Source organism: Cytobacillus gottheilii (assembly GCF_001636345.1).
GTDB classification, from domain to species: Bacteria; Bacillota; Bacilli; order Bacillales; family Cytobacillaceae; genus Cytobacillus; species Cytobacillus gottheilii.
This window is the reverse complement of sequence record NZ_KV440945.1, coordinates 2684234-2696150: the sequence shown is the minus strand read 5'-3', so window position 1 is coordinate 2696150 and position 11917 is coordinate 2684234. Positions and strand designations below refer to the sequence as shown.

At 37.6% G+C, this 11917-nt stretch carries 18 protein-coding genes; 12 read left to right on the top strand and 6 right to left on the bottom strand.

Annotated features, from left to right (window positions below; genetic code table 11):
* Positions 1 to 142 precede the first annotated feature (142 nt).
* Positions 143 to 502 (top strand): DUF3139 domain-containing protein, encoded by a 360-nt coding sequence (locus A6754_RS13085; RefSeq protein WP_180320225.1) that lies wholly within the window; start codon positions 143 to 145, stop codon positions 500 to 502.
* Positions 503 to 589: 87 nt separating this feature from the next.
* Here A6754_RS13085 and A6754_RS13080 read toward each other — a convergent pair whose 3' ends face one another.
* The 3 genes from A6754_RS13080 to ytvA all read right to left on the bottom strand — a co-directional run bounded on the left by A6754_RS13080 (position 590) and on the right by ytvA (position 2285).
* Positions 590 to 1060, bottom strand: coding sequence for a hypothetical protein (locus A6754_RS13080; protein ID WP_066446317.1), 471 nt, complete (start codon positions 1058 to 1060; stop codon positions 590 to 592).
* A gap of 131 nt (positions 1061 to 1191) precedes the next feature.
* Entirely contained in the window at positions 1192 to 1425 is a 234-nt protein-coding gene (locus A6754_RS13075; RefSeq protein ID WP_066446315.1) for a DUF378 domain-containing protein, read from the bottom strand.
* 77 nt (positions 1426 to 1502) lie between these two features.
* Complete coding sequence (gene ytvA, locus A6754_RS13070; RefSeq protein ID WP_180320224.1) at positions 1503 to 2285, bottom strand: YtvA family blue-light photoreceptor; 783 nt, start codon at positions 2283 to 2285, stop codon at positions 1503 to 1505.
* Between the two features lie 224 nt (positions 2286 to 2509).
* On the opposite strand from ytvA, the gene A6754_RS13065 reads away from it, so the two are divergent.
* Positions 2510 to 3094: a histidine phosphatase family protein gene (locus A6754_RS13065; RefSeq protein WP_066446313.1), complete on the top strand. Its 585-nt coding sequence runs from the start codon at positions 2510 to 2512 to the stop codon at positions 3092 to 3094.
* Positions 3094 to 3405, top strand: a complete 312-nt coding sequence (locus A6754_RS13060; protein WP_066446311.1) for a hypothetical protein — start codon at positions 3094 to 3096, stop codon at positions 3403 to 3405. The genes A6754_RS13065 and A6754_RS13060 overlap by 1 nt, the downstream gene beginning before the upstream one ends.
* Before the next feature lie 51 nt (positions 3406 to 3456).
* Here the strand turns inward: A6754_RS13060 and A6754_RS13055 are convergent, their stop codons facing one another.
* Positions 3457 to 3822, bottom strand: coding sequence for a carboxymuconolactone decarboxylase family protein (locus A6754_RS13055; RefSeq protein ID WP_066446304.1), 366 nt, complete (start codon positions 3820 to 3822; stop codon positions 3457 to 3459).
* Positions 3823 to 3983: 161 nt separating this feature from the next.
* On the opposite strand from A6754_RS13055, the gene A6754_RS13050 reads away from it, so the two are divergent.
* From A6754_RS13050 to A6754_RS13040, 3 genes are all read left to right on the top strand, one after another.
* Positions 3984 to 4262: a transcriptional regulator SplA domain-containing protein gene (locus A6754_RS13050; RefSeq protein WP_066446301.1), complete on the top strand. Its 279-nt coding sequence runs from the start codon at positions 3984 to 3986 to the stop codon at positions 4260 to 4262.
* Entirely contained in the window at positions 4246 to 5274 is a 1029-nt protein-coding gene (gene splB / locus A6754_RS13045; RefSeq protein ID WP_066446299.1) for a spore photoproduct lyase, read from the top strand. Before A6754_RS13050 ends, splB begins: the two co-directional genes overlap by 17 nt.
* Positions 5275 to 5353: 79 nt before the next feature.
* Positions 5354 to 5527 (top strand): asparagine synthase, encoded by a 174-nt coding sequence (locus A6754_RS13040; protein WP_066446296.1) that lies wholly within the window; start codon positions 5354 to 5356, stop codon positions 5525 to 5527.
* A 31-nt stretch (positions 5528 to 5558) separates the two neighbouring features.
* Here A6754_RS13040 and A6754_RS13035 read toward each other — a convergent pair whose 3' ends face one another.
* Together A6754_RS13035 and lexA are read right to left on the bottom strand one after the other, a co-directional pair.
* Positions 5559 to 5846: a DUF4257 domain-containing protein gene (locus tag A6754_RS13035; RefSeq protein ID WP_066446293.1), complete on the bottom strand. Its 288-nt coding sequence runs from the start codon at positions 5844 to 5846 to the stop codon at positions 5559 to 5561.
* 325 nt (positions 5847 to 6171) lie between these two features.
* The gene (gene lexA / locus A6754_RS13030) at positions 6172 to 6789 is read right to left on the bottom strand and encodes a transcriptional repressor LexA (RefSeq protein ID WP_066446291.1); all 618 of its coding nucleotides are present in this window, start codon (positions 6787 to 6789) and stop codon (positions 6172 to 6174) included.
* A 158-nt stretch (positions 6790 to 6947) separates the two neighbouring features.
* On the opposite strand from lexA, the gene yneA reads away from it, so the two are divergent.
* The 6 genes from yneA to A6754_RS13000 all read left to right on the top strand — a co-directional run bounded on the left by yneA (position 6948) and on the right by A6754_RS13000 (position 11898).
* Complete coding sequence (yneA, locus tag A6754_RS13025; protein WP_066446289.1) at positions 6948 to 7268, top strand: cell division suppressor protein YneA; 321 nt, start codon at positions 6948 to 6950, stop codon at positions 7266 to 7268.
* Positions 7269 to 7299: 31 nt separating this feature from the next.
* Positions 7300 to 7953, top strand: a complete 654-nt coding sequence (locus tag A6754_RS13020) for a YneB family resolvase-like protein (protein ID WP_066446285.1) — start codon at positions 7300 to 7302, stop codon at positions 7951 to 7953.
* Between the two features lie 199 nt (positions 7954 to 8152).
* The gene (locus A6754_RS13015; RefSeq protein ID WP_066446282.1) at positions 8153 to 8386 is read left to right on the top strand and encodes a DUF896 domain-containing protein; all 234 of its coding nucleotides are present in this window, start codon (positions 8153 to 8155) and stop codon (positions 8384 to 8386) included.
* A gap of 571 nt (positions 8387 to 8957) precedes the next feature.
* Positions 8958 to 10964 (top strand): transketolase, encoded by a 2007-nt coding sequence (tkt, locus tag A6754_RS13010; RefSeq protein WP_066446280.1) that lies wholly within the window; start codon positions 8958 to 8960, stop codon positions 10962 to 10964.
* A 189-nt stretch (positions 10965 to 11153) separates the two neighbouring features.
* The gene (gene sirA / locus A6754_RS13005; RefSeq protein ID WP_066446277.1) at positions 11154 to 11591 is read left to right on the top strand and encodes a sporulation inhibitor of replication protein SirA; all 438 of its coding nucleotides are present in this window, start codon (positions 11154 to 11156) and stop codon (positions 11589 to 11591) included.
* Positions 11592 to 11676: 85 nt separating this feature from the next.
* Positions 11677 to 11898, top strand: coding sequence for a YneF family protein (locus A6754_RS13000; RefSeq protein WP_066446275.1), 222 nt, complete (start codon positions 11677 to 11679; stop codon positions 11896 to 11898).
* Positions 11899 to 11917 lie beyond the last annotated feature (19 nt).

Genomic DNA, 11917 nt, shown 5'->3' with positions numbered 1-11917 from the left:
TTCCAAGATGTAAAAATTTTAAAAGTTGACCCCAATACTATTGCTGTTTGATGGGGTCTTTACTATTGTTTAAAAATTATATAAAGTATCTAAGTTTTTAAAGGATTCAGAAGGGTACAATTTGATTCAAATGGAGGCAGTTATGAATCAAACAAATCAGCTGAGTACAAAAGTCAAAATAGTGTTATTGTTTTTTGCCTTTTTAGCTAGTCTTATCATCATTGTTGCAGCCTTGATATGTTATAACATTTACCAAGAGCAAAAAGAATTAAATGAATTACAGTTAAGGGTTGAAGAATATGTTACTTCTAAATACAAGGAAGCAAAGATAGAAGAAATGAGTACTGAAACATCGCTTAAAGGCGAACAGCTTGCATATATTGTATTTGAGGATGAACCAAACTCTACTTATATTTATGGAGAAGACACAAGCGGAATCATGCAGCTTGGACCTAACCCGCCAGAAGGTGAGAAGGAGAATTATAAATATCTTGAGAATTAAGTCCAATTTGTAATAGTGGCTTTATTTTCATTCGGTAGCCACATTCATGTAAAAATACTTAAAGAGTACTAATGTTAAAAGAATGAATTAGTTTTGGTCATCCTCAGACACCCAAGTGTTAACTGATATCTCTTTTGGAAGGATCTTTTTTATTTCTTCCAATGTGGATGTATCTATTTTATAGCCTATGAATTCAGTTCCATAATGCTCTGCATTAAAGGTAGAATGACCATGTTTGCTAAGAAATACAGAAAACCATTTTAATCTTTTAGAAGGTGTCAGATAGTCTGTTATTATATATTTTTTCACTTGTTTAGTAAGTTTTCCTGAGAAGATTGACATGTTGTGTTCTGCTCTAAATGTTAGTTCAGTACTAAGCTCTGTGTAAAGCTCGTCTAATACATCCTGATCCGAGCTCCAGCAATGTATTTGGATTTCATCGCTAGCGGATAAAAAAACAGACATCAAGGGTTTCCAATAGCTATAATCATAGGATATTCTTTCATCTAAGACAGTATATTCGATGGTATTGACTTCAAAATGTATATTAATAGACATGTTTTAACTCCTTTAATCAGATAATAGGAGTTTAGCAAGAAATATACAATTATGATAGTCCAGGTTCATGTATATGTTCTTTTTTGACTCAGAAAAAAACCGAGCCAGCTATTCCGACTCGGTTCTTTCTATTAGTGATTCGTTCGATATGAACGATTTGTTTCTTCTGCTGTTACCGGCTTAAACAACAGCCCAATGGATACTAAACCAGCTATACCGACTAATCCATATACAATACGTGAAGCAATGGCTTCTTGTCCGCCAAAGATAGTGGCAACAAGGTCAAATTGGAAGAAACCAACGAGCCCCCAATTGACAGCTCCGATAATTACGAGTACTAATGCAATTTTTTGCAAGACTGACATGGTTTTGCCTCCTTTTATCGTGTGTAGTATAAGCTTACTATTTATATACACTTATAAAAGAAAGATAAACATATTCATTATGCGGCAAGATTTGCCAATGCACTTTTGATATCTTTATAGACTTTAATCTTCCTTAACTGTTCGATATATGTTTGGGTGGAAACTGCCATATTAGGTGAAAAACCAGTAAGAACGAGTTCAATACCGAGCAGATTAAGCATTTTATGTATATTTCCAATATTGATTCCGAATTGATCATCAAAAAAGGCGAGCCCTGATAAATCAATAATGACAATTTGATTATGTCTAATGATTTCTGAAGCCGAAATCTCGTTATATAAGACTTCAACTCTCTCAAATGTGAGGGAACCGATTAGAGGGATAACCGAAATGGAGTTTGTAATTGGTACAATAGGGGTGGAAAGTCTTTGCACTTCTTTAAGTGTGTCTTCCAGCTCCAGCTTCGTTTCGTATTGTTCAGTAACATCTTTTTGCACGCCAATAAAAAAAGTGCGATCGGTATTATCTATATATATTGGATCAATAATTAATTCATTACGAAACGGTGTACCATCCTTACGGTAATTGATAAGGTCCACATGAATGGACTTTTTTTCTTTGATGCCCTGCGAAATAGATTGAACAACAGCACGTTCTGTATCTGCTCCCTGGAGAAAACGGCAATTTTTCCCAAGAACATCCTCTTCGGTATAGCCGGTTAGGTTCGTAAAGCCTTTATTAATATAGACGATCGGATTATCATCTTTTTCAGGATCAGTAATTACCACCCCGACATTTGTTGCATCTAAAGCTTGTTTGAGAAATGGTGTAAAGATGTCATTCATATGTTCCCTAATCACTAAAACTCTCTCCCCCTTCATTAATTGTTATATTCTTATTAAAACATACCTTGAAGTAAAATTGTAGCGAAGGCTATTGACTACTTCTTTTACATATTAAGAAATTGAACATATTATTATGCCTCATTTATGCTAAAATTATATGAAGATTTTACTAGTGTGACACAATTCATCATATCTAATAATTTTACATAAAAAAGAAATAAATGAGGAGATGATTACTTTTGACAGTTCTATGTATTGTTAGGCACGGACAGACTGATTGGAATGCAGAAGGAAAATTACAAGGAAGCACAGACATTCCTTTAAATATGAATGGAGTAAAACAGGCTGAGCTGTGTGCTGCCTATTTAAACCAAGATAAGTGGGACATTATTCTAACCAGTCCGCTTTCAAGAGCAAAGAAAACAGCTGAAATCATTCAGAATCAAGTTGGGGTACCATTAAAAGTAATGGAGGATTTCACGGAAAGGCATTTTGGTAAAGCTGAAGGCATGACACCGGAGGAGCGTCAGCAGCATTTTCCGGATAAGAATTACACAGATATGGAAACAGTGGAGGAGTTAACCCCCCGGCTGCAGGAAGGATTAATGAGAATCAGCAGGGAATATCCGAATCAGAAAGTTTTGCTTGTGGCCCATGGTGCAGTCATTCATGCAATCCTAGCTGCGAACGCATTAGATGCTGAGCTATTTAATCAAATTCGTTTAGAGAATGCTTGCCTTAATAATATGACTTTTAAAGAAGATAAGTGGTCCATCAAAGATTATAATGTGATCCATCATTTACAGGAAAGTGAGGAAAAGTAATGAAAACCTCTACGATTTTAAAGTGGATAACTGGTGGTTTTGAAGCGGCGCTGGGCATTCCTTTTTTGGGAGGATTATTAATTTTAAGTACGGCATGGACACCGTTATTTGTCATGCTGGTACTACACATCGTGACACTTGTATTCAGTGCAAATGAAGGCGAAAAGAAACATGGCAGCATTTTAGGCATTGTTACCTCTGTTGTTGGGTTTATTCCTGTAATAGGAATGGTGATGCATATCATCACCGCCATCTTGCTTATGATTGATGCAGCAAAGTCGAACAAAAAGGCCGAAATAGAAGATTTTTAAGTGAACGAGCCACCGTCAGCAGTGGCTCGTTTTTCCGTTATGCATCAGTACTTATTGTGTAAGATTATTTAAGTCTTGGATGCAATCTTGAACCAGTGTAACTGCCTGACTCATAGCAGCGCCGCCGCCAAATGCCGCCGTAACGCCAATTGCTTCATAGATTTCCTGTTCACTGCACCCTTGGTCCAGACAGCCTTTTGTATGATAAATGATGCAATATTCATCCTGAGAGTAAAGGCTGATCCCAAGAGCGATTAATTGCTTGTCTTTTTGAGATAGAGTTCCCTCGCGAAAACATTCCTCAGTAAAAGCATTAAAGTGAGAAGCAAGTTCAGGCATCTTTTTTGTAAATGTGCCAAGTCCCTCTTTATAATGCAGCAATGCTGCCTCAGTTTGGTTAGACGCATGTAAATCCATGAGATTCATCTCCATTCCAATTTATTTAGCATCGTTAGTATAAACCATTGGCTTCATCCTTACCCGAAAGCTTTTTAGAAACTATTTCCACTATATAGAAATCATAATTTCCACTGTTGATCGGCAAAATGAGTGTATACATTTCGAAAGTGGTGATCAATTTGGAATACAGCCAATATAGTAATGAATACCAAGCGGGAGACATTGTTTATATTTTTTATCGTAATCCGCACACACAGGATGTGGCAAATATTCAGGAAGCTGCTGTTGTTAATAATCCCGAAGATCCTCAATCTTTAGCTGTCTTTGTATATGAAACGTATTATCCGCTGACAAATGAAATGGCGGTATATTCAACACCTCAAGAAGCAGAGGCTGCTTATCAGGAATACTTCGGGAATATAGATGGAGGAAATGGATTATATGATGAGACCTTTTAAGCCGCAGCTCGTTTATTTTGAGCCTAATGCACTTGATTATCCTTTAGGAGAAACTTTATACGATCGATTTAAGGAAATGGGTCTCGATATCCGTTATACAACCTCTCATAATCAGATCCGCAATTTACCAGGAGAGAATGATTTTCAAAAATACAGAGTGGCGAAATCCACATTAGTGGTTGGTATTAGAAAAACCTTAAAGTTTGATACCTCGAAACCATCTGCGGAATATGCCATTCCATTTGCCACTGGCTGTATGGGTCATTGCCATTATTGCTATCTGCAGACGACGATGGGAAGTAAGCCGTATATTCGTACTTACGTTAATGTGGATGAAATCTTGGATGCAGCTGATAAGTATATGGAAGAAAGATCACCAGAAATTACACGGTTTGAAGCATCCTGTACATCGGATATTGTTGGAATTGATCATCTGACACATAGTTTAAAAAGAGCTATTGAACATTTCGGCAGGTCAGAACATGGAAAACTTCGCTTTGTTACAAAGTTTCATCATGTTGATCATCTGCTGGATGCAGAGCACAACGGAAAAACCCGGTTTCGCTTTAGCGTGAATGCCGATTATGTTATTAAAAATTTTGAGCCTGGCACATCACCGCTGGCAAAGAGAATTGAAGCAGCGGGGAAGGTAGCCAGAGCAGGGTATCCTCTAGGGTTTATCGTTGCGCCAATTTATCTGCACGAAGGATGGCAGGACGGATATTACCATATGTTTGAACGCCTTCATGATGAATTACCCGAGGATGCGAAAAAGGATATTACATTTGAGTTTATCCAGCACCGGTTTACCAAGCCTGCAAAAAAGGTCATTCAGAAAAACTACCCAATGACAAAGCTGGAGTTAGATGAGGAAAAACGCCGCTACAAATGGGGAAAATACGGAATAGGCAAGTATATTTATCAGAAAGACGAACAAGAGGAAATTCAAAAAAGCTTATACGCTTATATGGAGAAATTCTTTCCTAATGCAAAATTGGAGTATTTTACATGAGTGATTAAGGTGAAGAAAGCCGATACTATTTGTGGGTGAAAGAAATAACGCCTACTAACATCGATGTGGAGGGAAATACATGAACATTCGTGAAGGTATGATTCCAACTGCACTAGGTACGGCTGTAACAGCTACTGGATATGCACTTAAGCAAAAGCGTGGCAGCAACAAAATGATGGCTAACACATTATTTGGATTTGGACTTGCACACGTAGTTTTAGGTGTTATTGACCTTGTAGAGCATCGACGTTAGAAAGGATGAGGCGTGCAAAAGACTTGCACGCCTATTCTTTTTTCTCTCGCAGCTTTAATAAGTCCAATCCTTTTAGGATAGCCTCTCCGCCTAATCCAGCGATCATGGCAGTAACAATAACTGCTATGACAGATTCAGGATTTGCAGATAAAACCACTAGTACAGCCGCTAATGACCCCATAATAACATCTTCAAAAAATCCCAGATAGATAAATCGTTTTGTTTTGCGCGGCTTGATCAGCTTGCCGTTTTTTTGAATATGTGCTGCTACACCGACAAATGCACCGATACAGAAAGAAAGTAACATGTTCAATAACATAGCCCTTCACACTCCTAAAGCCGAGATTTTTTGAAGCGACCTTAGTTAGAATCATGTTGTATTACCAGTATATAGGAATTTTCCAAAAATAGCATGGTTAATTATAACGAATTTTCAGACAACTATATAGGTGATGCGGCATGTATATTGAACCCTACGCATAGAACAAAAGTTCGGTTTGGTGATTTTTTATATCGTGGCAATGAAAAAAGGCGATTGACAGGTCGGAAACAACGATAAAAATAGCTGGATACTATATTTGTATATACCTTTTAGCAGATAAAAGAAAAAGCATGCAGGTATTCTGCATGCTCTGTTTGCCATATTAATGCATTTGACGATAAACACCAGTAACTTTTCCTAAAATTGAAACATGACGAAGGATGATTGGTTCCATAGTTGAATTTTCGGGCTGAAGCCGGAAATAGTCTTTTTCTTTGAAGAAACGTTTAACAGTAGCTTCGTCATCTTCAGTCATTGCGACTACAATATCACCATTATTAGCTGTGCTTTGCTGTTTAACTACAACATAGTCACCATCTAAAATGCCAGCTTCTATCATACTATCACCCATAATCTCCAGCATGAAAACATGCTCATCTGGAGGTGCAAGACGCTCTGGAAGGGGAAAGTACTCTTCAACATTTTCGATTGCAGTAATAGGCTGACCGGCAGTAACTTTTCCGACAATAGGTACGTTAATGGTATTTACCTTCGGGATATGAGTTTCCTCAAGATCCAATATTTCAATTGCCCTAGGCTTTGTAGGATCCCTTCTAATTAATCCCTTGCTTTCAAGTCTGGCTAAATGGCCATGCACTGTAGAACTGGAAGCAAGTCCAACAGCTTCCCCGATTTCTCTCACAGAAGGCGGATACCCTTTCTGTCGGACCTCATCTTTAATAAATTCCAAAATATCCTGCTGTCTTTTTGATAGTTTCAAATTGGATCACGCACCCTTTATTAATATCTTGTCCTTATTATACCATTCTTTTAAAACACATACAAACATAAGTTCGAATTTTCTGTTGACCAAAACAAATGTTCGTATTATAATAAACTCAACGAATACGAACATACATTCTTTATGAGGTGAAGGTTATGAAAAAATTGTGGAATTCTTATTGCTATGCTATTATTCTTGTATTTTTAAGTATTGCAGGATCACTTATTCTTTCTTTTCAACTAGAAGATCAGGAAGACGATCAATATATGATTGTAACTGTTAATGAAAATGACTCGTTATGGGGAATTGCTGAACAATTTGCAGAGGAGCATCATTTTTCTACTGCTGAATTTGTTCAATGGATGGAAACTCATAATGGCATTACAAATGGAAAAATTCATCCCGGTGATACCGTTTCTATTCCGGTAAAAGCTGATGAAGATCAATATATAACAGAATTGGCCAGCCGTGAATAGGAATAGGAACTAATAGAAGAAGGTGCAATACATGAATGCAATTATTTACTGCCGTGTCAGTACAAATAAAGATACTCAGGAATCATCTTTGCAGAGGCAGGAAGAGGAATTGCTTCATCTTGCAAGTAAGAACGGATTTCTTCCAGCTAGAATTATAAAAGAAAAGGCAAGCGGATACGACCTTGAGCGAGAAGGAATCCTTGAATTGTTATCGCTAATCAAAGAAGAGAATATTCAGGCAGTCTTAATTCAGGATGAAACAAGGCTTGGCAGGGGAAATGCCAAAATAGCCATTCTTCATTGTATTCTGAAGGAAAATATTAAGTTATTTAGTGTTTCGCATAACGGGGAACTACAGCTTTCAGAATCAGACTCAATGGTACTGAAAATAGTGGGAATGGTTGAGGAATATCAGCGAAAGCTGCATAATGTAAAAATTAAACGCGGAATGCAAAGAGCGATCGAAAAAGGCTATAAGCCCCAAAAAAACTTAGCTAATCAAGGAGAAAACGCAGGAAGAGAACGTATTGAAGTGCCAATCTCTGAAATTGTCCGCTTACGTAAAAATGAGTTAACATTTTCTGAAATCGCAGCAACCTTAAGAGGGTTTGGATATAATATATCAAAAGCTACTGTACATAGGCGTTATCAGGAATATATAGATAAACTTAATAATGAACAATAAATCTTTAGATCTTCATATTGTCCAGCGAAATAGTAAACAATTTCACAGTATGTACTGGACTTATCGGAAAAAACCTTTAATCCGCGTTTTCTCACTTCGGAAGCCTCTTTCTATACGAGTAAGACTTCATCCTTGTCAATTTAACTATTTTCTAATAAAATGACATTTATGCTAATGAAATAGTAAAGGAGCTGTCCATATGCTGCCAAAGGACAAACTCGCCCGCATAAATGTTCTAGCAAATAAGGCGAAAACAACTGGTTTAACGGAAGCAGAAGCAAAGGAGCAATCAGCTTTGCGTAAAGAATATTTGCAGACATTCCGCTCTTCCATGTTTAATACACTCAAGAGCGTAACAATCATAGATCCAGAAGGAAATGATGTAACACCTGAGAAACTAAAGCAGGAAAAGAACAATAACAAACTGCATTAAATTGCTTAAATGAGGCTGGGGAATAAGTATTTAACACTTCCATAGAACCGAATGGTTAGGAAGTCATCTTTCTAATCATTCGGTTTTTTTACGATTATAAAATGTATTTTATTAGCATGAGTGAAATGGAGCGGAGGACACTCGACTCCTGTGGGCAATAGAGGAAAAGGTGAGACCCCGCAGGAGCTTGCTCTGAGGAGGCTCAGCTTCCTCCCCACGGAAAGCGAGGGTCCGCAGCGCAGGTGGAACGGACTTGTTTAAATACCCAAACCAAGATATTGAAAGTTCGTGTTTTAGAAAGATTTATTTAGTTTTGTCCCAGCCTCATTTATATGAAAAACCAAGGAATACACCATTAATGGCATGTGTTCCTTCTTTTCATTCTATTAAATTGGTGGCGTTATCATTTTATTAAAGGAATGGATGAACATTTGTCTTTCCTGTTACATAATGCAAGTTTTATTGTGACAAAATAGGAAATATCATGTGTTTTTGGTTTCTATCAGTTGTCTTACCTCTCGAATGTCTATATATTAAAAGAGAAGATATTTTTCTCGAAAGGATGTAATTTATGTTTAATCAAACAGATGCTTTATCAATTAGTTCTATTCGAACATTATCCATTGATGCGATAGAGAAGGCTAATTCCGGACACCCTGGTATGCCAATGGGTGCTGCACCAATGGCTTATACATTATGGACTCGATTTATGAATCATAATCCGAAAAATCCAAAATGGTTTGATCGTGACCGTTTTGTTTTATCTGCTGGACATGGCTCAATGCTTCTTTACAGCCTATTGCATTTATCCGGTTATGATGTGGCGATGGAGGATATTAAACAATTCCGCCAATGGGGAAGCAAAACACCAGGCCACCCGGAATTCGGCCATACACCAGGAGTAGATGCAACAACTGGACCACTTGGACAAGGTGTGGCAATGGCAGTTGGTATGGCGATGGCAGAACGTCATATGGCAGCTGTTTATAATAAAGAAGGTTTTAATGTTGTAGATCATCATACATACAGTATTTGTGGAGATGGAGACTTAATGGAAGGTGTATCTGCTGAAGCAGCATCTCTTGCAGGTCATCTTAAGTTAGGTAAACTTGTTGTTCTTTATGATTCAAATGACATTTCGCTGGATGGAGATTTAGATCGTTCATTCTCTGAAAGTGTTGAGCAGCGTTTTAAATCTTATGGCTGGCAGTACATCCGTGTCAACGATGGCAATGATCTTCATGAGGTTGCTAAGGCACTTGAAGAAGCAAAGAGTGATGAAAACCGTCCAACGATGATTGAAGTAAAAACAGTCATTGGTTTTGGTTCTCCGAATAAATCAGGTAAATCTGATGTACATGGTGCACCACTTGGAGCAGATGAACTGAAATTAACAAAAGAAGCGTATAAATGGACATTTGAAGCAGATTTCCATGTGCCTGAAGAAGTTTATGATCATTTTAAAGCAGCAGTTGCTGAGCATGGCCAGAAAAAAGAGCAGGAATGGAATGACCTATTTGCTGCATACAAAGAGAAGTATCCTGAGCTAGGAAGCCAGCTGCAATTAGCAATCAACGATGAACTTCCAGAAGGCTGGGATAAAGATGTGCCAGTTTATGAAGAAGGAAAAAGCCTTGCAAGCCGTGCTTCTTCAGGAGAAGTATTAAATGCAATTGCTCAGAACCTACCGACATTCTTTGGAGGATCTGCAGATTTAGCTGGTTCTAATAAGACAATGATTAAAGGAACAGAAGATTTTACACCAGAAAGCTTTGCAGGCCGAAACATTTGGTTTGGTGTCCGTGAGTTTGCAATGGGTGCTGCATTAAATGGAATGGCACTGCATGGCGGAGTAAAGGTTTTTGGAGGAACATTCTTTGTATTCTCTGACTACTTGCGCCCAGCGATACGCCTTGCTGCATTAATGAACCTGCCTGTTACTTACGTATTCACACATGACAGTATTGCAGTTGGTGAAGATGGTCCTACACATGAGCCAGTTGAACAACTTGCAGCTTTGCGTGCAATGCCAAATCTTTCAGTCATTCGCCCTGCTGATGGCAATGAAACAGCTGCAGCATGGAAGATTGCCATTGAATCAACAAACAAGCCGACAGCTCTAGTACTGACTCGTCAAAATTTACCGACAATAAAAGATACGGATAAAAACGCCTATGAAGGTGTATCAAAAGGCGGATATGTAATCTCTAAAGCAAATAATGAAAAAACGGACGTTCTTTTATTGGCTGCAGGATCTGAAGTTGGATTAGCTGTAGAAGCTCAAAAATCTCTTGAAAATGAAGGGATTTATGCATCTGTAGTAAGCCTGCCTGCATGGGATCGTTTTGAAGCACAGTCAAAGGAATATAAAGAAAGTGTAATTCCGAAAACTGTAAAGAAACGACTTGCTATTGAAATGGGATCATCACTTGGATGGCATCGCTATACTGGCGATGAAGGCGATGTGCTTGCCATCGATCAATTTGGTGCATCAGCTCCTGGTGAGAAAATTATGGAAGAATACGGATTTACCGTTTCAAATGTTGTTGCTCGTGTGAAAGCATTGCTTCAAAACTAATAACATTTAAATAGTCGAAAGAGCGCTATAGTATTAAAGCGCTCTTTCTTTTGAATACCGAATGAATATATCTCTTCAAGAATAACTCATTCGACAAAAGTAGTGGAATTTTGCGACGTTTTCAGACAGTAAATTTATTGACATAAAGATATAATGACTCAAAAAGGTTTGTCCCATAAGGAGGGCCTTATGAGAGATTATCAAATATATCTAATTGAAGACGAATTTGCCACGCATTATTTTGGTCGTGAACGGATGTTTTATGAGTTATTTGAGGAATATGAAAACACAGCTGGAAAGCTAAACAAAATCATAGCAAAGCAAATTCAATATATTACTAAACCTATCCCAGGTCTGCGATTGCACCAGAATATTCATTTAGAAATGCAGCAAAAAATGAATTTTAAAATGGACAAATCAGGGAATTATATCATTGATGGAAAAAAGAGCAGTGCAGCATTAACCATTCATGATCGTTATCTCTCAATAGAAGCAAGAGGAAACTATGATGCAGAGACTATGTTTTTTGAAGTACTGCGTAAATATGAGGGCTCTTTTCTTGCTATCGATATGGAACATGGCCGCTATGGATGGCTAAAGCCTATAAAAGAAAGAAAATTCGTCTAAATAAGAGAAAAATAAGAGCAAATATTGTATAATAGCCTTTGGTCTAGTACACTGTATGATAGACAACATGAAGGAGGAAGAAAGAATGAGTATGGGTATGGTTATTCTAGTTGGCGTACTTGCATTGCTTGCAGGTGTGGCACTAGGGTTTTTCATTGCTCGACGCTATATGATGAGCTACTTAAAGAAAAATCCACCAATTAACGAACAAATGCTAAAAATGATGATGATGCAAATGGGTATGAAACCATCACAGAAGAAAATTAATCAAATGATGAATGCGATGAATAAGCAGCAAGGGAAGTAAATACTAGAGCTTTAGAATT

Bases quoted from the DNA above. Each gene is read 5' to 3' on its own strand.
- A6754_RS13020 (WP_066446285.1), top strand. From the start codon at position 7,300: ATGAATGCAATTATTTACTGCCGTGTCAGTACAAATAAAGATACTCAG.
- A6754_RS13035 (WP_066446293.1), bottom strand. From the start codon at position 5,846: ATGTTATTGAACATGTTACTTTCTTTCTGTATCGGTGCATTTGTCGGT.
- A6754_RS13055 (WP_066446304.1), bottom strand. From the start codon at position 3,822: ATGGATTTACATGCGTCTAACCAAACTGAGGCAGCATTGCTGCATTAT.
- sirA (WP_066446277.1), top strand. From the start codon at position 11,154: ATGAGAGATTATCAAATATATCTAATTGAAGACGAATTTGCCACGCAT.
- A6754_RS13015 (WP_066446282.1), top strand. From the start codon at position 8,153: ATGCTGCCAAAGGACAAACTCGCCCGCATAAATGTTCTAGCAAATAAG.
- A6754_RS13080 (WP_066446317.1), bottom strand. From the start codon at position 1,060: ATGTCTATTAATATACATTTTGAAGTCAATACCATCGAATATACTGTC.
- A6754_RS13085 (WP_180320225.1), top strand. From the start codon at position 143: ATGAATCAAACAAATCAGCTGAGTACAAAAGTCAAAATAGTGTTATTG.
- splB (WP_066446299.1), top strand. From the start codon at position 4,246: ATGATGAGACCTTTTAAGCCGCAGCTCGTTTATTTTGAGCCTAATGCA.
- yneA (WP_066446289.1), top strand. From the start codon at position 6,948: ATGAAAAAATTGTGGAATTCTTATTGCTATGCTATTATTCTTGTATTT.
- A6754_RS13040 (WP_066446296.1), top strand. From the start codon at position 5,354: ATGAACATTCGTGAAGGTATGATTCCAACTGCACTAGGTACGGCTGTA.
- A6754_RS13060 (WP_066446311.1), top strand. From the start codon at position 3,094: ATGAAAACCTCTACGATTTTAAAGTGGATAACTGGTGGTTTTGAAGCG.
- A6754_RS13000 (WP_066446275.1), top strand. From the start codon at position 11,677: ATGAGTATGGGTATGGTTATTCTAGTTGGCGTACTTGCATTGCTTGCA.
- tkt (WP_066446280.1), top strand. From the start codon at position 8,958: ATGTTTAATCAAACAGATGCTTTATCAATTAGTTCTATTCGAACATTA.
- A6754_RS13075 (WP_066446315.1), bottom strand. From the start codon at position 1,425: ATGTCAGTCTTGCAAAAAATTGCATTAGTACTCGTAATTATCGGAGCT.